The organism is Dactylosporangium fulvum, assembly GCF_025137375.1.
Classification (GTDB): domain Bacteria; phylum Actinomycetota; class Actinomycetes; order Mycobacteriales; family Micromonosporaceae; genus Dactylosporangium; species Dactylosporangium fulvum.
Genome location: NZ_CP073720.1, coordinates 8,122,641 through 8,143,875 on the forward strand (window position 1 = coordinate 8,122,641; position 21,235 = coordinate 8,143,875).

Below are 21,235 nucleotides of genomic sequence, written 5' to 3' on the forward strand. Positions count from 1 at the left end.
CATCCCGCCGCGGTCCCGCGGCGGTCCACACCTTCGGTCTCCCCCAATTGGCGTAGTCCACCTGGCACCTGATACGTGGTGATTCGCACCTTTCTCCGGGTATAGCCCGCGACGATGAGTATCAGGATCCTGATCGCCGACGACCATGCGATGGTCCGTGAGGGCCTGCGCAGCTTCCTGTCCCTGAGCACCGACCTGGAGACCGTCGGCGCCGCGGCGGACGGGCGGGAGGCCGTGGCCCTCACCCACGAGTTGCGGCCGGACATCGTGTTGATGGACCTGTTGATGCCGGGCCTCGACGGGATCAGCGCGACCGCCGTCATCCGCCGCGAACTGCCCAGTGTGGAGGTCGTCGCGCTCAGCGGCTACCTCGAACCGCAGCTGATCGCCGACGCCCTGCATGCGGGCGCCGTCGGTTACCTGCTCAAGGACACCGACGCCGAGGAGTTACACCGGGCGGTACGGGCCGCGGCCGCCGGACAGGTGCAACTGTCCCCGGCGGTGGCCGCCCGCCTGGTCCGGGACGTGCACGTGCCGACCACCCCGCCGCAGCTCACCAGGCGCGAGGAGGAGGTGCTGATACTGCTGGCCCGCGGCCGGGCCAACGGGCAGATCGCCCGCGAGTTGCACATCGCGCCGCAGACCGTCAAGACGCACGTGAGCAACATCCTGTCCAAACTCAACGCCGAGAGCCGTACCCAGGCCGCCCTCTACGCGATGCGTGTCGGGCTGGTCCCCGTCCACGCGGCGGCCCCGAGTTGAGCGCGGCGCTCGACGAGCTGTGCTCGCTCGCCCGGCAGGTGACCGGCGTGCAGTCCGTCCACGTCCTCGACGCCGCGGCGGTGGTGCGCGCCTCGGCGGGCGCGTCGGTCGGCGTGGATCCGGACCTGGCGGTCCGCGTCCTGTCGACCGCCCGCCCGGCGCGTGTCGACCCCGTCCTCTACCTCCCTCTCCCACCCCCTCCCGGCGTTGATCATGCACTTGCGGCGCCCGGCAAGGGCGTCCCGACACCACAAGTGCAAGATCAACACGGAGAGGGGGCGGGGATCCTGGTCGGGGTCGGGCGGCGGCGGGCGCCGCGGACCGGGGACCTCGCGCCGTTCGCGCCGCTCGCGCGGCTGCTGCTGAGCGGGGCCGCCGAGCCGATCCAGGAACGCGAGCGGCTCGCCCGGGACCTGCACGACTCCGTCGTCCAGACGCTGTACGGGATCAGCCTCGGTGCCGGTACCGCCGCCGAGCTGCTGCACGGCAACCCGGCGCAGGCGCGGGAGTCGCTCGCCTGGATCCAGGAGACGGCCGCAGCGGGCCTGTCGGACCTGCGCGGCATCATCCTGCGGCTGCGACCGGAGATGCTGGTCGGCTCGGGGCTCGCGACCGCGCTCAAGGGCCTCTTCGAGACGCTGCACGCGGCGCCGGGCCGCGACGGGGCGCAGACCGCCGACTGGGGCCTGCAACTCGACGCCGACCCGGTCGTCAGCCCGGAGGTGGAGGAGGCGCTGTACCGCATCGCACTGGAGGCGCTGGCCAACGCGGCCCGGCACGCCGCCGCCGCACATGTCACGCTCCGGCTGTCCGGCGAAGACACGCAGGTCGTCCTGGAGGTGGTCGACGACGGGGTGGGGTTCTCGGCGGACGGCCCACGCCCGGGCCGGCTGGGGGTGCGGTCGATGCGGGAACGGGCGGCCCTCGTCGGCGGGCGGCTGGAGATCGTCACCGCCCCCGGGGCCGGCACCGTCGTCCGCGCGGCCCTGCCGACCCTGGCTACCGCTTCCGTCCTGCCCGCCGGGTGAGGCACGGGGGCGGACGGACCGCGACCTTGGACCCATGCGCGTGGTTGTCGACCTCACGAAGTGTCAGGGCTACGCCCAGTGCGCCTTCCTGGCCCCGTCCGCGTTCCAGATGCAGGGTGACGAGGCGCTGCTCTACGACCCGGCGCCGGGTGAGGAGTACCGCGAGAGGGTCCGCCGCGCGGCCGCCGCCTGCCCCGTGCAGGCGATCCAGATCGACCGGGTCGCGATCCAGGACCTGCCGCCGGTTGATCCGCCGGCGTCCGGCGCGGCCCGGATCGTGGTGGTCGGGGCGTCGCTGGCCGGGCTGCGGGCCGCCGAGGCACTGCGCGAGGAGGGGTTCAACGGCTCGCTGACGCTGATCGACGACGAGCCGTACCAGCCGTACGACCGTCCGCCGCTGTCGAAACAGGCGCTCGCCGGCGCGGTGGAGCCCGAGGCGACCACCCTGCCGCACCGCGCCGACCTCGACGTGCGCTGGAAGCTCGGGGTGTCGGCGATCGGGCTCGACCTCGCCGACCGGCGGGTGCAACTCGCCGACGGCTCCTCGGTGCCGTTCGACCGGCTGCTCATCGCCACCGGCGTGCGGGCCCGCCCGTGGCCCGACCCGACGGAGGCGGCGCTCGACGGCCTGTTCCTGCTCCGGACCCGCGACGACGCGGCCCGGCTGCGGCAGCGGCTGATGGCCCTGCCCTCGGCGTTCAGCCGGCCGGTCGTACGCACCCGTCCCGGCTCCGGCCCGCGCACCGGCCGGACCGCTGTGGTCCGCTCCCCCGCCGCGGCGCCGTCCGTCGCACCCTCACCCGCGATGAGCACCCCGGGCGGGCACGCCCCCGGCATCGACCCGGCCGACGTCGATCCCGCGCACATCGACCCGTCCCACCTCGACACGGGCCACAGCGACTTCATCCGGCGGACCGGCCGCACCGGCGAGCGACCCGGGCGGGTCCTCGTCGTCGGCGCCGGGTTCACCGGCTCGGAGGTCGCCTCGACCTGCCGCTCGCTCGGCCTCGACGTCACCGTCGCCGAGGCGGCGCCGACACCGCTCGCCGGGGCGCTCGGCGGGGTCATCGGCGCCGTCGCCGCCGACATCCAGCGCGAGAACGGTGTCGACCTGCGCTGCGGTACGACCGTGCTGGCCATCGAGGGCGACGCGAACGGCCGGGTGCACCGCGCGCACTTCTCCGACGGCACCAGCCAGACGGTCGACGTCGTCGTCGCCGCGCTCGGCGGCCTCCGCAACGTCGAGTGGCTGCGCGACTCCGGCCTCGCCGTCGGTCCGTGGGGGGTCGCCTGCGACGCCGGTTGCCGCGCGTTCGACGTCAACGGGCTCGTCACCGACGACATCTTCGTCGCCGGCGACGTGGCCCGGGCGCCCAACGCGATGTTCGGCTACCAGTTCCTGGCGCTGGAGCACTGGGCCAACGCCGTGGCACAGGCCGAGATCGCCGCGCACAACATGGTGAGCGACGAGTCGGACCGATGGCCGCACCTGCACATGCCGTGGTTCTGGTCGCTGCAGTTCGGCAACAACATCAAGTCGGTCGGCGTGCCGACCTTCTCCGACCAGGTCGTCATCACCCAGGGGTCGGTGTCCGAGCGGCGCTTCACCGCCGCGTACGGCTACAAGGGCCGGCTCACCGGCGCGGTCGCCTTCAACCAGGCCAAGTGGCTGCCGTTCTACGAGCGGCTGATCGAGCAGGCGGCGCCCTTCCCGCCGGAGTTCACGACCGTGGACCAGCCGGCGGACGTGCTGCCCGTCCCGGCCGAGGTACCGGACCCGACGTTCCTGGCCCGTGACGCCACGGTCATGGTCACCGGCCACGACCCGAGCGAGCGCCACGCCACCCTGCTCAGCTCGGCTGACCTCGGGAGGAACTCGTGACCGCCTCGGTCGGCTCCGTCTTCAACGCCGTCCTCGACCCGGTGAACCGGCACAACCCGTACCCGCTCTACACCTCCCTGCGGCGCACACCCGTCGACCGGCAGCCGGACGGCACGTACGTCGTCAGCACCTTCCGCGAGGTGGCCGACCTGCTGCACGATCCACGGGTCAGCTCGCAGATCGACGACGGTCCCGACGCCGACGCGCACGCCCAGATCGGGCTGCCGCCGAGCTTCCTGCGGCTCGACCCGCCGGAGCACGACCGGCTGCGCCGCCTCGCCACCCGGCCCTTCGGCCCGCCGCACAGTCCGCACCGCATCGACGACCTCCAGCCGAAGCTCGAGGACATCGTGGCCCGGCTGGTCCGCGACCTGCCGGGCTCGACCGCGGACCTCGTCGACCACTTCGCGTACCCGCTGCCGGTCCTGGTCATCTGCTCGCTGCTCGGTGTGCCCGTCGAGGACGAGCCGAAGTTCCGCGGCTGGATCGACACCGCGCTGCAGTCGATCGACCCGCGGCGCGCCCGGCAGGAGCAGCTCGACGCCGCGCACGCCGCGTTCCGCGACCTGGCCGGGTACCTCGGCGACCTCGTCGACCGGCGCACCGCCGAGCCGGGCGACGACCTGCTCTCGGCCCTGGCCACGGACGACGGTCCCGACGGGCGGATGACCCGGGAACAGCTCATCAGCACCGCGGTGCTGCTGCTCATCGCCGGCCACGAGACGACGGTCAACCTCGTCGCCAACGCGGCCCTGGTCCTGCTGCGCCAGCCGGTCTGGCTGGACCGCTTCCTCGCCGACGACGGCCTCGTCATCCCGTTCGTCGAGGAGGTGCTGCGCTGGGATCCGCCGGTCCAGTTGCTGCCGTGGCGGCGGGCCCTGTCCGACATCCCGATCGCCGGCACGACGATCCCGCAGGGCGCGTCGATCACACTGGTCCTGGCGGCGGCGAACCGCGACCCCCGGGAAATCCCGGATCCGGACCGCTTCGACCCGGAGCGCCGCCACATCCGGCACCTCGGCTTCGGCGACGGCATCCACTACTGTTTCGGCGCCCCGCTGGCGCGGCTGGAGGCCCAGGTCGCGCTGCGCGGCCTGGCCCCGGTGCTGGCGCACGCCCGGCTGCTGGAGGATCCGCCGGTGTACCGCATGAGCGCCATCCTGCGCGGCCCCCGCCACCTGCGCGTCGCCCTGGACTGAGCCCGGTATCGACGCCGGGGCGCACAATCGCATCGTGCGACGGTGGCGATGCTGGGCGATCGTGCCGGCGTCAGGCGCTGCCGGCGCGGACCATGCCTGACTCGTATGCGTAGACGACCGCCTGGACACGGTCGCGCAGGCCCAGCTTCATGAGCACCCGGGCCACGTGGGTCTTCACCGTGGCCTCGCCGACCGTCAGCGCCGCGGCGATCTCGCCGTTGGACAGGCCGCGCGCCATCAGGCGGAGCACGTCGGTCTCGCGCGGGGTCAGCTCTGCCAGCTCCGGCGGCGGCTGCGGGCCCGGCGAGCCGGCGAACGCCGAGATGACCCGCGTCGTGATCGCCGGGTCGAGCAGCGCCTCGCCGCCCGCGACCACCCGGATCGCCGTGATGAGGTGCTCCGGCGACGAGACCTTGAGCAGGAAGCCGCTCGCACCGGCGCGCAGGGCGTTGTACAGGTTCTCGTCGGTGTCGAACGTGGTGAGGACGATGATGCGCGGCGCGCCCGGCGCCGACAGCAGCACCCGGGTCGCGGCCAGCCCGTCCTGGCGGGGCATCGCGATATCCATCAGCACAACCTCGGGGCGCAGGCGCCGCGCCAGGGCGACCGCCTCCACGCCGTCACTGGCCTCGCCGACGACGGTCATGTCGGGTTCGGTCTCGATGACCATGCGCAGACCGGCCCGTACCATCCGCTGGTCATCGGCGATGACGACCTTGATCGTCATGCGGGCACCGCCACCTGGGCCGGGAGCCGCGCATGGACCGCGAATCCGCCCTCGGGGCCCGGACCCGCCGTGAGCTCGCCGCCGAAGAGCATCGCACGCTCCCGCATGCCGATCAGGCCCTGGCCGCTGCCGGCGACCAGGGGCGCGGTCGTCCCGCCCTTGTCCACCACCGACAGGTGGACGCCGTCGTCACCGTACCGGATCTCGACGGTCACCCTGGTCGGGCCCGCGTGCTTGAGAACGTTGGTCAGCGCCTCCTGGATGATGCGGTACGCCGAGAGGTCGGCCGCCGGCAACAGCGACACGGGCACGCCGTCCCGCTTGAACGTGACGGTCAACCCGGCCTCACGCACCTGCGCCAGCAGTTCGTCGAGGCGGTCCAGCCCGACCGGGGCGGCGGCCGCGCCGCTGTCGTCACCGCGGAGCAGGCCCAGGGTGCGGCGCAACTCGCCCACGGCGTCCCGGCCGGACGACTCGATGCTCCTGAGCAGCTCACCGTCGACGCTGAGCCCGGCGTCGAGACGACGTCGCACGACGCCCGCCTGGATCACCATCACCGTCACGCTGTGCGCGACCATGTCATGCAGTTCCCGGGCGATGCGCACCCGCTCCTCCATGACCGCCTCGCGGACCCGCTGCTCCCGGATCGCCGCCCGGGCGGACGCCGCGTCGGTGCTCTGCCGGTGCTGGATCGCGAACGCGATCCCGAGGCCCCACGGCACGATCGGGAAGAAGAACGCGCCCATCGGATCGGTGTGGTCGACGTCCCAGTAGGTCAGCGCGGTGGCGACGACCAGCCCCAGCCCGACGAAGCCGCGGACGCTGCCGCGCCGGGGCGGCACGTGGCGGCCCACGGTGTAGGCGGCGATGATCATCGCGGCGAGCTGCCACAGCCGGTACGTGACGACCATGTCGCTGTAGAAGACCTTGTTCGCGTGCACACAACTCGCGGCGAGCCCGACGAGGGGGATGCTCCGCCGGAGCGCGACCAGCACGGCGAAGACGGCGAGTGCGTAGGGCCACCACGCGCCCGGCATCCGTACCACGGCCTCCTCCGTGAGCGCGAACGCCACGAACCCGCCGGCCACTCCGAGATCGACCTGCCACCTGCGCACACCGAAACGGTACGGGCTGCACGGTCACCCGCTCGCCCGTCCGCCGGATGACCGACCGTCCCCCACGCGGCGGACCCCGGTTCGCTCGCGATGCGGGTTACCGGCAGGTCGGGTCCGCCTAGCGTTCACCGCCGTTGCACTGCTGATGACAAGGAGGAACCGATGCGGCGTACGGCTGCTGCGGTCTGTTTGATTCTGGCCCCCATCACCTTGGCCGTCGCGACGGCGGTCGACCCGGCCCTCGGCGCCGAGGACCAGAGCTACGGCATCTACCGGAACGCCCCCGACGCCATCGAGTGGCACTCGGTGCTGCTGCACTGGGCTTGGGTGCTGTTCGTGCCGGGCCTGCTCGGTCTGCTCGACCCGATCCGCAAGCGGGGCGCCGTCCTCGCCCGCATCGCGTGGGTCGCCGTCGGGTTCGGACTGGTCACGTTCGCCGCGCTGATGGCATCCGACCTCATGGTGCTCGCCCTGGAGCAGAACCTCCCCGACGACAAGGTCAAGGCCGTCGACGAGGCCTTCCAGGCCATGGCGTGGGCGCAGTGGGGCTGGCAGGTGCCGGGCCTCCTCGGCTGGGCGGTCGCGCTGCTGCTCACCCCGATCGCGGCGGCCCGGGCACGGGTCATCAACTGGTGGACGGCGGGCGCCGCCCTGGCCGGCACCGCGGGGTACTTCGTGTTCGCGATCTCCCCGGTGCCGCTGTGCCTCGTCGGCCCGGTGGTCATGACCGGCGCGTACGCGGTGGCCGGCTGGCAGCTGTGCCGCGTCACGCCGCCCGCGGAGCCCGACTCGTTCGGCGCGTTCCGGTTCGCCGTCGGCCGGCTCAGCATGATCCTGGCCCCGGTGTCGTTCGGCGTCGGCCTCGCGACGGTCCCCGGCCTGTCGGCGGACACCGCCGGCTTCCTGGAGCACCCGGCCCTGGCCCAGGCGAGCGCTTTTTTCCTGCACCTATCCTGGGTGCTGTTCATTCCGGCGGTGCTGACCGCGACGCGCGACGGCGGCCGCCTGGCCCGCATCGCGGGCTTCGTCACGGTGCTGGCGCTCGCGAACTTCAGCGCGCTGATGGTAGGAGATTACGGCGACCTGGCGGCGCGGCAGACCCTGGGCCACGCGACGGCCGACAAGGTGCAAGAGTCGATGGGCGAGCAGGCGCTGTTCACGTTCGCCTGGGCGCTGCCGAGCATGGCGGGCACGCTGCTGGGCCTCATCCTGGTGGCGGTCGCGACGACGGTGGACGGCCGCTCCCGCTGGTGGGTCCCGGTGCTGGTGGGCACCGGCATCGCGGCGTTCCTGGTGTTGGGCGTGGGCCCGCTGAGCCTGGTGAGCCCGGTGCTCCTGCTGGCAGGCTTCGGATTGCTGGCCCGCTCGCTGCGGTTCACGTCCACGCAGTCCCCGGCACCGGCCCCCGCCCCGGTGCCCGCTCCCTGATCCGTTTCCCGTGTCCACGGCGCCCAGCCCCTGGCGCCGTGGACCGCCGGCCCGGCCGCCGATTCGGGGAACGGTGGCCGGCCCCCGGCTTTTCGTGGGAACCGACCCTCAGGCGCATCGGCGGTTCGGTCGACCGGGAGGGTGGCGCTCGCGGCCAAACGACCCGCACCACGCGAGCAGGCCAGTCCGTGCGGGCAGCTGCTCGACGGGGCGGGCCGCACCACACAGACACCCCGCACCACGCGGGCACGCCGCTTCCATGCAGGCCAGTCCGTGCGAGCAAGCTGCCCGACGGGGCGGGCCGCACCACGCGGGCACGCCACACCACGCGGGCAGGCCAGTCCGTGCAGGCAAGCTGCTCGACGGGACGGCCGCGCACCACGCGGGCACGCCACACCACGCGGGCACGCCGAACCACGCGGGCACGCCGAACCACGCGGGCACGCCGAACCACGCGGGCACGCCGAACCACGCGGGCACGCCGCTTCCATGCAGGCAAGCTGCCCGACGGGACGGGCCGCACCACGCGGGCACGCCATGCGCGGGGCGAGCCACTCCACGCAGATAGGGCACTCCACACAGGCAAGCCACTCGACGCGGGCAAGCCACTCAACGCGGGCAAGCCACTCGAAGCAGGGGGCCACTGGCTGAGGCCCGCCGCGAGGGGACGGCCCGGAACTTGACGCTGAAGGCGGCCCTGCACTCAGCGACAAGACGAGCAACGCTCGGGTGCTGAAGGCGACCCGGCAATCGACGCTGGAGGTGGCCTGGCACTCGGCGCCCCGAGGCCGGACCGGCGTTCAGCGATGAGGCGGGCAAACGCTCGGCGCCAACAGCGGTGCGCCGTCAGGTGCCGAGCCGACCAAAGGATGTGAGAGGGCTGATGCGTCGGGCCGGCGGGCATTGAGAGCTGGCGGGTTCGCGCTCCAGGCTCACGACACCGACCTCTGCAGCCACTTGCACCGAGTTCTGCGATGCCCAGGTCAATCGTCAGGGCACTTCGTCACCCGTCAAGCAACACAATGCGCGGACATTCCGGACATCATGGTGCATAGACCTAGGTCGATGTAGCGGCGTTTTCATGATCCCGAAGACTTGGTGCACCGATGGCGACACAAAGTCTTCGGGATCATGAAAATCCCTCAAAATTCCAATGAAGTATGTCGATGTAATGGCTCGTCCAGGCATATCCGACACGACTGGACCGCAACCGGGGGTAACGGCACCGGTCAGCAATCAGCAGGCCATAGGGCCACAATATTCGGCAGAAGCGTCGCCGACGCACCCGGACTCTGCCTGGGCACCCGCACCCGGCACACCCAGCCACCTAGCTGGACACCCGCACCCAGCCGCCTACCTGAACCGCCCGCACCCGGCACACCCAGGCCCGCCTGGACACGCGCACCCGAACACCTGGCCGCCCACCTGAACACCCGCCCCGAACACCTGGCCGCCCACACCCAGCCACCTACCTGAACCGCCCACACCCGGCACACCCAGGCCCGCCCGAACACCCGCACCCGAACACTTGGCCGCCTGAACACCCCCACTCAGCCACCCGCATGGGACGCCCGCACCCGGCACACCCAGGCCCGCCTGAACGCCCGCACCCAGCCACCCGCCCGGACACCCGCGCCTGGCACACCCAGCCACCTACCTGGACGCCCGCACCAGGCGTTCGCTGACGCCGCCGAGGTGAGCATCCGCGATGAGGCAAGCGCGGAAGGCAACCCGGCGGAGCCACCCAGTCAACGCAAGACCCGACCGGGTGCGGCATCCCGCGACACACAGCAAGGAGGGCGCCCGCTCGAGATCCGAGCGGGCGCCCTCCAGAGCGGGAGCGTCAGGCCTCGACCAGGGCCATGACCTCGTCGCTGACGTCGAAGTTGGCGTAGACGTTCTGGACGTCGTCGCAGTCCTCGAGCGCGTCGATCACCTTGAAGACCTTGCGGGCGCCCTCCTCGTCGAGGGGGACGGTCACGCTCGGGACGAAGGAGGACTCGGCCGACTCGTAGTCGATGCCCGCCTCCTGCAGGGCGGTGCGGACCGGAACCAGGTCCGACGCCTCGCAGATGATCTCGAACGACTCGCCCAGGTCGTTGACCTCCTCGGCGCCGGCGTCGAGGACCGCGAGGAGCAGGTCGTCCTCGGTCAGGCCGTCCGCCTTGGGGACGATGATGACGCCCTTGCGCGAGAACATGTACGACACGCTGCCCGCGTCGGCCAGCGAGCCGCCGTTGCGCGTGAGGGCGACCCGCACCTCCGTCGAGGCGCGGTTGCGGTTGTCGGTCAGGCACTCGATGAGGATCGCGACGCCGTTCGGACCGTAACCCTCATACATCGCCGTCTGCCAGTCGGCGCCCCCGCCGATGAGGCCGGAGCCGCGCTTGACGGCGTTGTTGATGTTGTCGTTCGGTACCGAATTCTTCTTCGCCTTCTGGATGGCGTCGAACAGCGTCGGGTTTCCGGCCGGGTCACCACCGCCGGTGCGGGCGGCCACCTCGACGTTCTTGATCAGGCGGGCGAAGAGTTTGCCGCGCTTGGCGTCGATGACCGCCTTCTTGTGCTTGGTCGTCGCCCATTTAGAGTGCCCGGACATCTCTTCTAACCCTCCGTCGTCTGACCCGCCTCACGTGCCATCTCCACGAAATACCGATGGACTCGGAGGTCGCCGGTGAGCTCGGGGTGGAAGGCCGTCGCGAGCAGGTGCTGCTGCCGAACCGCAACGATCCTACCGGCGGCCGGCCCGTCCTTCACGCGACCCAGCACCCGCACGTCGTCACCCACCGACTCTACCCAGGGGGCCCGGATGAAGACCGCGGAGAACGGACCGCCCTCGATGTCCGAAATATCCACGGAGCCTTCGAAGGAGTCGACCTGCCGGCCGAAGGCGTTACGGCGGACCGTCATGTCGATCCCGCCGAACGGGACCTGATCCGGTCGCGCATCCAGCAACGACGAGGCCAGCATGATCATTCCCGCGCACGAGCCGTAGACCGGCATCCCGCCGGCGATCCGCTTCCGGACCGGCTCCATCATGCCGAACTCGACCGCGAGCTTGCTCATCGTGGTCGACTCGCCGCCGGGGATGATCAGCGCGTCGACCGAGTCGAGCTCCTCGGGCCGCCGCACGGGCCGCCCGATCGCGTCACAGGCGGCCACGGCGTGCAGATGTTCGCGGGTATCGCCCTGGAGGGCGAGCACACCGATGATCACGAAGCGGTCACCAGCCCCGCTCGGCGAGGCGGTGCGGCACCGGGATGTCGTCCACGTTGATGCCGACCATGGCCTCGCCCAGGCCGCGGGAGACCTTGGCGAGCACGTCGGGGTCGTCGTAGAAGGTGGTGGCCTTGACGATCGCGGCGGCGCGCTGCTGCGGGTTGCCCGACTTGAAGATGCCGGAGCCGACGAACACGCCCTCGGCGCCGAGCTGCATCATCATCGCGGCGTCGGCCGGGGTGGCGATGCCGCCCGCGGTGAACAGCACGACCGGCAGCTTGCCCGTCTCGGCGACCTCCTTGACCAGCTCGTACGGCGCCTGGAGCTCCTTGGCGGCGACGAACAGCTCGTCCTCGGGCAGGGAGGTGAGGCGGCGGATCTCCTGCCGGATCTTGCGCATGTGGGTGGTGGCGTTGGAGACGTCGCCGGTGCCGGCCTCACCCTTGGAGCGGATCATGGCGGCGCCCTCGTTGATGCGCCGCAGGGCCTCGCCGAGGTTGGTGGCGCCGCAGACGAACGGCACGGTGAACGCCCACTTGTCGATGTGGTTGCTGTAGTCGGCCGGGGTGAGCACCTCGGACTCGTCGACGTAGTCGACGCCAAGCGCCTGGAGGATCTGGGCCTCGACGAAGTGCCCGATCCGGGCCTTGGCCATCACCGGGATCGAGACGGTGTTGATGATGCCGTCGATCATGTCCGGGTCGCTCATGCGCGACACCCCGCCCTGGGCGCGGATGTCGGCGGGAACCCGCTCGAGGGCCATGACGGCGACCGCGCCGGCGTCTTCGGCGATCTTGGCCTGCTCGGGCGTGACGACGTCCATGATGACGCCGCCCTTGAGCATCTCGGCCATCCCGCGCTTGACGCGGGCGGTGCCCGTCACGGACGAGCTGGGTGTGGGCGACTCGGACACGGCGCAGCACTCCTCACAACAAAAACCTGGATTCACCCGCAAGTTTACGCCTGATCACCCGGTGGCTCCGACGGCCAATGCCAACCCCGCGGCCCACAAATGCCACCTGACGGGCCGGTGGCTAGGTCAGCGACGGGTCGTCGACATCGAAGTACGCCGGCACCGGATGCTTCCTGGCCAGGCGGAACAGCCTGATCAACGGCCTGCGGCGCACGGCGAGCGCGTCCCGGACGACGTCGTTGTGCACCTGCCGCGCCAAAGCCACCCGGCGGCTCACGTGCACCAGTGAGTCCAACACGTCCTGCGGTGCCCCGGTCACGGAGCGCAGGTGGCGGGTGAGGTCGTTCTCGGCGACCTCCCGATCCTCGGGACCCGCGTCGAGGGCGATGCGGGCCGCGTACATCAGCGTGGGCAACTGCGCGGCCTCGGCGAGCGCCACCGCAGCGACCGCGCGGCGGACGAGATGCGCGTCGAGGGTCGCGTACGCCGCGGCCGCCCGGGCGTGCAGCCGGTCGACGCGGGCGGCCAGCCAGGTCAGGTACGTGGCGATCGCCACCACCACCGCCACAACGGCGATCACCCACCACATGCGGCGCAGCCTACGGGACCGACTCCTGCACGGTCGCTCCGGCGACCTCGATCGCCGTCGAGTAGACCTCGAGGACACGCTCCGCGACGACGGGCCAGTCGTAGGCGGCGACCACCTCGGCCGCCCGGGCCGCGATCCGGGCCCGCCGCTGCGGGTCGTCGAGCAGCTCCGCGGCGGTCGCGGCGAGTGCCGCGGCGTCGCCGACCGGGAACAGCGCACCGGCGGCGCCGCCGTCGAGGACCCGCCGGAAGGCGTCGAGGTCGCTGGCGAGCACGGGCGTGCCGGCGGACATCGCCTCGGTGAGGATCATGCCGAACGACTCGCCGCCGGTGTTCGGCGCGACGTAGAGGTCGACGCTGCGCAGCATTCTGGCCTTGTCGTCCTCGGAGACCTTGCCGAGGAACACGATGCGCTCCCGGACGTCGGCCGGCACGTCCTCGAGCACCTCGTCGGCGTCACCCGGGCCGGCGACCAGCAGCCGCAGCCCCGGCCGGTCCCGCGCCAGGATCCGGAAGGCCGACAGCAGGTACGGGAACCCCTTCCGCGGCTCCGTGAACCGGCCGAGGAAGCCCAGCGCGCCGTCGCCCGGCCAGCCGTCGAACGGCTGCGCGGCGCGGTACTTCGCGACCTGCACCCCGTTGGGGATCTCCCACGCGCTGCCGCCCAGGTGCTCGACCTGGACCTTGCGCGCCAGTTCGCTGACCGCGATGCGGCCGGTGATCCGCTCGAGCACCAACTGGAGCACGCCCTGCGCGGCGGCGAGGGCGCGCGAGCGGGTCATGGCGGTGTGGAACGTCGCGACGACCGGGCCGCGCGCGGACAGTACCGCCAGCATCGACAGGCTGGGGATCAGCGGTTCGTGGACGTGCAGCACGTCGAACTGGCCGGCCGCCAGCCAGCGGCGCACCCGGGTCGCGGAGATCAGCCCGAACGAGACCCGGGCGACCGAGCCGTTGTAGGGCACGGGCACGGTCCGGCCGGCGGGCACGACGTACGGCACGGTCATGCCCTCGTCGTCCCCGGGCGCCAGGACGCTGACGTGGTGGCCGAGGGAGATCAGGGTCTCGGCCAGGTCACGGACGTGGTTCTGCACGCCGCCCGGCACGTCGAAGGAGTACGGGCAGACGATCCCGATGCGCAACGCCCCTCCTTCAGGCCACTGGACTCTTCGCCGGCTCGTCCAGCCAGAGCCGTTGCAGCATGTGCCAGTCTTCCGGATGGCGCGCGATGCCCTCGGCGAGCTGGTCGGCGATGCGCTGGGTGACCAGCCGCACGCGGACGTCGAGCGGCCCCTCGTCGGCGGCCGGCATCGGGAGCGGGCCCACGAGACGGCCGGCCGCCGCATCCGCATCGAACCACATCTGTGCCACGTACAGGGGGGCACCGGTCCGCAGCGCGAGCAGCGCCGGCCCGGCCGGCATCTTCGTCCGGCCGCCGAAGAAGTCGACCTCGACTCCGCGGGCGGTCAGGTCCCGGTCCGCGAGCAGCGGCACGACCGCCCCGGCGCGGACGCGCTCCTCGACCACGTCGAACGCCGGGCGGTCACCGCCGACGAGCGGCAGGATCTCCATACCCAGCGAGCGGCGGAACTCCAGGAACCTGAGGTACACACTTTCGGGTTTGAGTCGCTCGGCGACCGTCGTGATCGGCCAGCCCTTGGCGGCGACCCACGCGCCGGCCGCGTCCCAGTTGCCGCCGTGCGGCAGGGCGACGACCGAGCCGACCCCGGCGGCGACGTTCTCGCCGAGCAGTTCGCCGCGCTCCAGCCGGAACCCGCGCAGGATCTGCTCCTTCGACCGGCCGGGCAGCTGGAAGGCCTCCAGGTAGTACCGCGCGTAGGAGCGCAGGGCCCGCTCGAGCAGTGCGGCGAACTCCGCCTCGGGCAGCTCGTCGCCGACGACCCGGCGCAGGTTCTTCGCCAGGGTCGCGGTCCCCTTGCCCGGTTTTCCGCCGCGGTACGCCCTGGCGCCGTGCCCGGCCGCCGCGGCGAACAGCGGCCACACCGCACCCCGCGGTAGCCTCGGCAGCAGCGAGAACGCGGCGCCGTAGCCGAGCTCGACGAGGTTCACGACACGCCGGCCTGTTGGTCCGCCTGCGCGTTCGCCTGGCGGTAGACGGTCACCATCCGCTGGGCGACGGTGACGATCGACAGCACGCCGAGCACCCAGAGGACGATCTCCAGCAGCGGTGCGTAGAACGCCCACAGCAGGCCGCCGACGCCGAGGATGATGAGCCGCTCGGAACGCTCGATGAGCCCGACGTTCGCGGTCATCCCGAGGCCCTCGGCGCGGGCCTTGACGTAGGAGACGGCCTGGCCGGTGACCAGGCAGAGCAGTGCCGCGGCGACCCCGCGCAGGTCGTCCCGCGTGGCGAAGTAGTAGGCCACGGAGCCGAAGATCGCGCCGTCGGCGATGCGGTCCATGGACGAGTCGAGCAGCGCGCCGAACTTGTTCGTCACGCCGCGGAGGCGGGCCATCGTGCCGTCGAGCATGTCGGTCAGGCAGCTCACAGTGATGACAACGAGCGCGATGATGAGGTGGCCGCGCGTGGCGAAGCCCAGGGCGCCCACGAGCACGCCGACGGTGCCGGCGACGGTGACCGCGTTCGGAGAGACCCCGGCACGCAGCAGCGCCGCGGCGACGGGCTGGACGATGCGGCCCAGGGAGGCCTTGCTGACTACGCTGAGGATCTTCGCCATGGCGCTCCCACGATAACGGCGGCGAAGCTTGGCGGATACCGCCGCGTGGGACTGCTCACGGTGCTTGAGTAAACCTCATGCCGTGATGAGCGCCGGCGGGCTTGTGTCGGTGATGTTTCGGGTGTGGGATCGGTGAACAGGTCGTGACTGTGAGACTGCTCACAGAAGGCTTCGGGCTGACGGGAGGCGCGTAATGGCGCAGAAACTCCAGGAGAAGGGGGTCACCGGCCACGCATCGGTGGTTGATGACCCCGGCAGGGTACGCAACGTGGTGCTCGTCGGGCACTCCGGTTCCGGCAAGACGACGCTGGTCGAGGCGCTGCTTGCCGCGACCGGGACGATCAGCCGGGCGGGCGCGGTGACCGAGGGCACCACGGTCACCGATCACGATCCGGCGGCGGTGAAGCAGCAGCGGTCCGTCACGCTGTCCTCGGCGCCGATCATGCATGGCGACATCAAGGTCAACCTCCTCGACACCCCCGGCTACGCCGACTTCGTCGGTGAGCTGCGGGCCGGGCTCCGAGCCGCGGACGCGGCCCTGTTCGTCGTGTCCGCGGCCGACGGGATGGACGCGGCGACGGCCGCGCTGTGGGAGGAGTGCGCCGCCGTGGGCATGCCCCGCGCGGTCGCGGTCACCCGGCTCGACCACCATCGGGCGGACTTCGACGAGACCCTGGCCCACTGCCAGGAGGTCTTCGGCGACAACGTCCTGCCCCTCTACCTGCCGATGCTCGGCGACGACGGCACGTCCGTCGAAGGGCTCATCGGCCTGATCACCCAGCGCGTCTTCGACTACTCCGACGGCTTCCCGCCGCAGGTGCGCGAGCCCGACGCCGAGCACCTGCCGGCCATCGAGGAGTCCCGCAACAGCCTGCTCGAAGGGATCATCGCCGAGAGCGAGGACGAGACGCTCATGGAGCGGTACCTCGGCGGCGAGGACATCGAGACCTCGGTGATCATCGACGACCTGGAGAAGGCCGTCGCCCGCGGCACGTTCTACCCGGTCGTGCCGGTCTGCGCCGAGACCCGGGTCGGGCTCGACGTGCTCCTCGATGTGCTCACCAGCGGGTTCCCGTCGCCGCTGGAGCACGTGGTCCCCCCGGTCACCGACCTCGACGGCAACCCGCACGCCCCGCTGCGCTGCGACCCGGAGGGCCCGCTGATCGCCGAGGTCGTCAAGACGACGATCGACCCGTACGTCGGGCGGGTATCACTCGTCCGCGTGTTCTCCGGCACGCTGCGCCCGGAGCAGCCGATCCACATCTCCGGCCACGGCATGGCCGAGCGCGGGCACCCCGACCACGACGCCGACGAGCGGTTCGCCCACCTGTTCTCGCCGCTAGGCGTGAACCTGCGCGAGGTGCCGTTCGCGGTCGCGGGTGACCTGGTCGCGATCACCAAGTCGGGCACCGCGGAGACCGGTGACACGATCTCGGGCAAGGACGAGCCGCTGCTCATGGCGCCGTGGGAGATGCCCGAGCCGCTGCTGCCGATCGCGATCGTCGCCAAGACGCGCTCCGACGAGGACGCCCTCGCCAAGAACCTGGGCCGGCTCGTCGCCGGGGACCCGACGCTGCGGCTGGAGCGCAACAGCGAGACGCACCAGCTGGTCCTGTGGTGCATGGGTGAGGCGCATGCGGACGTCGTCCTGGACCGGCTGCGCGCCGGCGGCGTCGAGCTGGACACCGAGCCGGTCAAGGTCTCCCTGCGGGAGACGTTCGCCGCGCCGAGCCAGGGGCACGGGCGGCATGTCAAGCAGTCCGGCGGCCACGGCCAGTACGCGGTCTGCGACATCAAGGTCGAGCCGCTGCCGCGCGGGTCCGGCTTCGAGTTCGTCGACAAGGTCGTCGGCGGCGCGGTCCCCCACAACTACATCCCCTCGGTCGAGAAGGGTGTGCGCACCCAGATGGAGCGCGGCATCGTCGCCGGCTACCCGGTGGTGGACGTGCGGGTGACGCTCTTCGACGGCAAGGCGCACTCGGTCGACTCCTCCGACGCGGCGTTCCAGACCGCGGGGGCGCTCGCCCTGCGCGAGGCCGCCCAGAGCGGCCGGACGACACTGCTCGAGCCGATCGACGAGGTGACGATCCGGGTGCCCGACGAGTTCGTCGGCGCGGTGATGAGCGACCTGCCCGGCCGCCGGGGCCGTGTCCTGGGCAACGAACCCGACCCGGCCGGCCACGAGCGCACCCTGGTCCGGGCCGAGGTCCCGGCGACGGAACTGGTCCGCTACTCGGTCGAGCTGCGCGCGATGACCTCCGGCTCCGGCACGTTCACCCGCTCGTTCGTCCGCCACGACCCGATGCCCGCCAACCTGGCCGAGACGGTCAAACGGGAGCACGCCGCCGCCCGCTGACCCCCTTCCCCTTTCATGCGCTTGTGGTGCCTTGACACTCCCGGGATGTCGGGTTTGTCGGGCACCACGAGCGCATGATCAATCCGAGAAGAGGGGCCAGGCCTCGGCCAGCAGTTTGCGGGTGTCACCCAGGAGTTGCGGAAGGACCTTGGTGCGGCCGACCACCGGCATGAAGTTGGTGTCGCCGCCCCACCTCGGGACGATGTGCTGGTGCAGGTGGGCGGCGATGCCGGCGCCGGCCACCGCGCCCTGGTTCATGCCCAGGTTGAAGCCGTGCGCCGCGCTGACCTTGCGGATCACCCGCATCGCCGTCTGGGTGAACGCGGCGACCTCGGCGGTCTCGGCCACCGTGAGGTCGGTGTAGTCCGCGACGTGCCGGTAGGGCACCACCATCAGGTGCCCGGGGTTGTACGGGTAGAGGTTGAGCACCGCGTAGACAAGGTCGCCCCGCGCGACGACGAGGCTCCCCTCCTCCGGCAGGCCGGGCGCCCGGCAGAACGGGCACCCGGTCGGCTCGTCATGATCGCCGGCGCGATCCTCCTTGATGTACGCCATCCGGTGTGGCGTCCAGAGGCGCTCCAGGTCGTCGGGGACGCTGGTCACGACGCGCTCGGCCCCGTGTTGGTCCGGGAGCGGACGACCTCCACCACGTGCGCCACGGCCTCGTCGAGCGGGACGCCGTTGCGCTGGGAGCCGTCGCGGTACCGGAACGAGACCGTGCCGCCGTTGACGTCGTCGTCGCCGGCGATCGCCATGAACGGCACCTTCTGCTGCTGCGCGGTCCGGATCTTCTTCTGCATCCGCTCGTCGGAGTGGTCGACGTCGGCGCGGATGCCCTCCTTGCGCAGCCGGGCGACGAACTCGGCGAGGTAGTCGGCGTGGTCGGCGCGGATCGGGATACCGACCACCTGCACGGGCGCCAGCCAGGCCGGGAACGCGCCCGCGTAGTGCTCGGTGAGGACGCCGAAGAACCGCTCGATCGAGCCGAACAGCGCCCGGTGGATCATGACCGGCCGCTGCCGGGTGCCGTCGGCCGCCTGGTACTCCAGCTCGAACCGCTCCGGCAGATTGAAGTCCAGCTGGATGGTCGACATCTGCCAGGTGCGGCCGATCGCGTCCCGCGCCTGCACCGAGATCTTCGGCCCGTAGAACGCCGCGCCACCCGGGTCGGGCACCAGCTCGAGCCCGGACTCGGTGGCGACCCGGCGCAGGGTCTCGGTCGCGGTCTCCCAGACCTCGTCCGAGCCGACGTACTTGTCCGGGTTCTTGGTCGACAGCTCCAGGTAGAAGTCGGTCAGGCCGTAGTCCTTGAGCAGGTCGAGCACGAACTGCAACAGCGAGGCGAGCTCGCTCTCGATCTGCTCCGGGGTGCAGAAGATGTGCGCGTCGTCCTGGGTCATGCCACGGACCCGGGTCAGGCCGTGGATGACACCGGACTTCTCGTACCGGTACACGGTGCCGAACTCGAACATCCGCAGCGGCAGCTCACGGTACGACCGCCCGCGCGACCGGAAGATCAGGTCGTGCATCGGGCAGTTCATCGGCTTGAGGTAATAGTTCGCGCCCTCGACCTCCATGGGCGGGAACATGCCGTCGGCATACCAGTCGAGGTGGCCGGAGACCTCGTACAGGTGACCCTTCGTGATGTGCGGGGTGTTGACGAAGGAGTACCCGGCCTCTTCGTGTCGCTGCCGCGAGTAGTTCTCCATCTCCCGCCGGATGATGCCGCCCTTCGGGTGGAAGACCGGCAGGCCGGAGCCCAGCTCGTCGGGGAAGCTGAACAGGTCGAGGTCGACGCCGAGCTTGCGGTGGTCGCGGCGGGCCGCCTCCTCGAGGAGCTTCTGGTACTCCTTCAGGGCGTCCCGGGTCGGCCACGCGGTGCCGTAGACGCGCTGCAGCTGCGGGTTCTTCTCCGAGCCGCGCCAGTAGGCGGCGGCGGTGCGGGTCAGCTTGAACGCCTGGATCAGCCGGGTCGTCGGCAGGTGCGGGCCGCGGCACAGGTCGGACCAGCACACCTTGTCGGACTGGGCGTCGAGGTTGTCGTAGATGGTCAGCTCGCCGCCGCCGACCTCCATGACCTCACTGGTGTCGACGTCGGACTTGACGTCGACCAGCTCGAGCTTGAACGGCTCGTCGCCGAGCTCCGCCTTGGCCTGCTCGACCGAGTCGAACCGGCGCCGGCGGAACCGCTGCCCCGACTTGATGATCTCCTGCATGCGCTTCTCGAGCCGGTCGAGATCGTCGGGGTGGAACGGCTTGTCGACCTGGAAGTCGTAGTAGAACCCGTTTTCGATCGGCGGGCCGATGCCGAGCTTGGCCTCCGGGAACAGGTCCTGGACGGCCTGCGCGAGGACGTGCGCGGTCGAGTGGCGCAGCACGTTGAGCCCGTCGGGCGAGGACATGTCGACGGCCTCGACCTCGACGTCCTGCTCCGGGGTCCAGTCCAGGTCACGCAACTTGCCCTCGGGGTCGCGGACCACGACGACGGCCTTCGGACCGGTGGCGGGGAGCCCTGCGGCGGCGACCGCGGCGCCGGCCGTCGTGCCCGCCGTGACCACGATGCGCGGAGGGGCTTCGATGGTCTGGCGCGCTGTGGACACGGTCTGCTCCCAAGCTCGGTCGGTCGGGTTTCCTCCCGATGCTATCGGGGCGCTCAGCGCAGAGCCGCGAACACCCCTCCGGCGACGATCGCGCCGACCACCGCACCGACGACGACCTGCGAGACGGTGTGGTCCTTCAGCCGGACGCGGGACCAGCCGACGGCGGCGACGAGCGGCGCGGTGACGGCGAGGAGCCAGCCGTAGACCAGCATCAGGATGACGACCGAGCCGGCGGCGACCGCGGCGTGGATCGACATCTTCCACCAGTGGTTGACCGCCATCGCCACGATCAGCCCGACCCCGCCGGCGACGACGGCGGCGATCAGGTCGCGGTGGGCGCCGAGCCACAGCAGCACGGCGAACCCGACGGCGATCGAGCCGAGCCCGACGAGCAGCGGCCCGCGCCGCTGCTTGTGGTCGCCGACATGATGGTCGGTGAGGCTGCCGTTGCGGACCCCGCGGAGGATGTACAGGAAGGGCAGCACGCTCTCGAACAGCGCGGCGAGGACGCCGAGGACCAGGCCGCGGGCGGGCCGGTCGGGCTCGCTGTGCAGGCCGAGCAGGACCAGCAGGACGGACACGAGCACGGCCGGCGCGAAGATCTCGGTGAGGGCCCTGGCGATTCGCTGGCTTGTCACCGCAGCACCGTACCGGGGCAGCGGTGCACGCCGGTCGATGCACTCCCCCGTTTCGAGCGCATCGACCGGCGTCCTTCGGAT

The 21,235-nt window shown here is 71.5% G+C and carries 18 protein-coding genes; 6 read left to right on the plus strand and 12 right to left on the minus strand.

Annotated features, from left to right (window positions below; all coding sequences use genetic code 11):
- The first annotated feature begins 114 nt into the window (after positions 1 to 114).
- From Dfulv_RS37165 to Dfulv_RS37180, 4 genes are read left to right on the plus strand one after another with little or no spacing between them, the layout of a single operon-like run.
- On the plus strand, positions 115 to 762 hold the full coding sequence (locus tag Dfulv_RS37165) for a response regulator (RefSeq protein WP_259858493.1): 648 nt from the start codon (positions 115 to 117) through the stop codon (positions 760 to 762).
- Positions 759 to 1,790 carry a sensor histidine kinase gene (locus Dfulv_RS37170; protein ID WP_259858494.1) on the plus strand — a complete coding sequence of 344 codons (1,032 nt, stop codon included), beginning with the start codon at positions 759 to 761 and terminating at the stop codon, positions 1,788 to 1,790. Before Dfulv_RS37165 ends, Dfulv_RS37170 begins: the two co-directional genes overlap by 4 nt.
- 34 nt (positions 1,791 to 1,824) lie before the next feature.
- On the plus strand, positions 1,825 to 3,672 hold the full coding sequence (locus Dfulv_RS37175) for an FAD-dependent oxidoreductase (protein ID WP_259858495.1): 1,848 nt from the start codon (positions 1,825 to 1,827) through the stop codon (positions 3,670 to 3,672).
- Entirely contained in the window at positions 3,669 to 4,871 is a 1,203-nt protein-coding gene (locus Dfulv_RS37180) for a cytochrome P450 (RefSeq protein ID WP_259858496.1), read from the plus strand. The genes Dfulv_RS37175 and Dfulv_RS37180 overlap by 4 nt, the downstream gene beginning before the upstream one ends.
- Before the next feature lie 70 nt (positions 4,872 to 4,941).
- Here Dfulv_RS37180 and Dfulv_RS37185 read toward each other — a convergent pair whose 3' ends face one another.
- Positions 4,942 to 5,598: a response regulator gene (locus tag Dfulv_RS37185; protein ID WP_259858497.1), complete on the minus strand. Its 657-nt coding sequence runs from the start codon at positions 5,596 to 5,598 to the stop codon at positions 4,942 to 4,944.
- On the minus strand, positions 5,595 to 6,713 hold the full coding sequence (locus tag Dfulv_RS37190) for a sensor histidine kinase (RefSeq protein WP_259858498.1): 1,119 nt from the start codon (positions 6,711 to 6,713) through the stop codon (positions 5,595 to 5,597). The genes Dfulv_RS37185 and Dfulv_RS37190 overlap by 4 nt, the downstream gene beginning before the upstream one ends.
- 162 nt (positions 6,714 to 6,875) lie before the next feature.
- On the opposite strand from Dfulv_RS37190, the gene Dfulv_RS37195 reads away from it, so the two are divergent.
- Positions 6,876 to 8,141: a hypothetical protein gene (locus Dfulv_RS37195; RefSeq protein ID WP_259858499.1), complete on the plus strand. Its 1,266-nt coding sequence runs from the start codon at positions 6,876 to 6,878 to the stop codon at positions 8,139 to 8,141.
- Positions 8,142 to 9,984: 1,843 nt separating this feature from the next.
- Here Dfulv_RS37195 and Dfulv_RS37200 read toward each other — a convergent pair.
- The 7 genes from Dfulv_RS37200 to pgsA all read right to left on the minus strand — a co-directional run bounded on the left by Dfulv_RS37200 (position 9,985) and on the right by pgsA (position 15,560).
- Entirely contained in the window at positions 9,985 to 10,740 is a 756-nt protein-coding gene (locus Dfulv_RS37200; RefSeq protein WP_259858500.1) for a YebC/PmpR family DNA-binding transcriptional regulator, read from the minus strand.
- Between the two features lie 5 nt (positions 10,741 to 10,745).
- Positions 10,746 to 11,357 carry a pyridoxal 5'-phosphate synthase glutaminase subunit PdxT gene (gene pdxT, locus Dfulv_RS37205; RefSeq protein WP_259858501.1) on the minus strand — a complete coding sequence of 204 codons (612 nt, stop codon included), beginning with the start codon at positions 11,355 to 11,357 and terminating at the stop codon, positions 10,746 to 10,748.
- Between the two features lie 7 nt (positions 11,358 to 11,364).
- Positions 11,365 to 12,273, minus strand: coding sequence for a pyridoxal 5'-phosphate synthase lyase subunit PdxS (gene pdxS, locus Dfulv_RS37210; RefSeq protein ID WP_319805711.1), 909 nt, complete (start codon positions 12,271 to 12,273; stop codon positions 11,365 to 11,367).
- Between the two features lie 121 nt (positions 12,274 to 12,394).
- Entirely contained in the window at positions 12,395 to 12,862 is a 468-nt protein-coding gene (locus Dfulv_RS37215) for a hypothetical protein (RefSeq protein WP_259858502.1), read from the minus strand.
- Between the two features lie 10 nt (positions 12,863 to 12,872).
- Positions 12,873 to 14,003, minus strand: coding sequence for a glycosyltransferase family 4 protein (locus Dfulv_RS37220; RefSeq protein ID WP_259858503.1), 1,131 nt, complete (start codon positions 14,001 to 14,003; stop codon positions 12,873 to 12,875).
- Between the two features lie 10 nt (positions 14,004 to 14,013).
- Entirely contained in the window at positions 14,014 to 14,931 is a 918-nt protein-coding gene (locus tag Dfulv_RS37225) for a phosphatidylinositol mannoside acyltransferase (protein WP_259858504.1), read from the minus strand.
- Positions 14,928 to 15,560, minus strand: coding sequence for a phosphatidylinositol phosphate synthase (pgsA, locus tag Dfulv_RS37230; RefSeq protein WP_259858505.1), 633 nt, complete (start codon positions 15,558 to 15,560; stop codon positions 14,928 to 14,930). The genes Dfulv_RS37225 and pgsA overlap by 4 nt, the downstream gene beginning before the upstream one ends.
- A gap of 193 nt (positions 15,561 to 15,753) precedes the next feature.
- Between pgsA and Dfulv_RS37235 the strand changes: the two genes are divergently transcribed.
- Positions 15,754 to 17,916 (plus strand): elongation factor G-like protein EF-G2, encoded by a 2,163-nt coding sequence (locus tag Dfulv_RS37235; protein ID WP_259858506.1) that lies wholly within the window; start codon positions 15,754 to 15,756, stop codon positions 17,914 to 17,916.
- Between the two features lie 78 nt (positions 17,917 to 17,994).
- On the opposite strand, the gene Dfulv_RS37240 is transcribed toward Dfulv_RS37235, so the two are convergent.
- The 3 genes from Dfulv_RS37240 to Dfulv_RS37250 are packed head-to-tail and all read right to left on the minus strand — an operon-like array spanning position 17,995 to position 21,154.
- On the minus strand, positions 17,995 to 18,471 hold the full coding sequence (locus Dfulv_RS37240) for an HIT family protein (RefSeq protein ID WP_259868843.1): 477 nt from the start codon (positions 18,469 to 18,471) through the stop codon (positions 17,995 to 17,997).
- 44 nt (positions 18,472 to 18,515) lie between these two features.
- Complete coding sequence (gene thrS, locus Dfulv_RS37245; protein WP_259858507.1) at positions 18,516 to 20,516, minus strand: threonine--tRNA ligase; 2,001 nt, start codon at positions 20,514 to 20,516, stop codon at positions 18,516 to 18,518.
- A 53-nt stretch (positions 20,517 to 20,569) separates the two neighbouring features.
- Positions 20,570 to 21,154, minus strand: coding sequence for a phosphatase PAP2 family protein (locus Dfulv_RS37250; RefSeq protein ID WP_259858508.1), 585 nt, complete (start codon positions 21,152 to 21,154; stop codon positions 20,570 to 20,572).
- Positions 21,155 to 21,235: the final 81 nt, after the last annotated feature.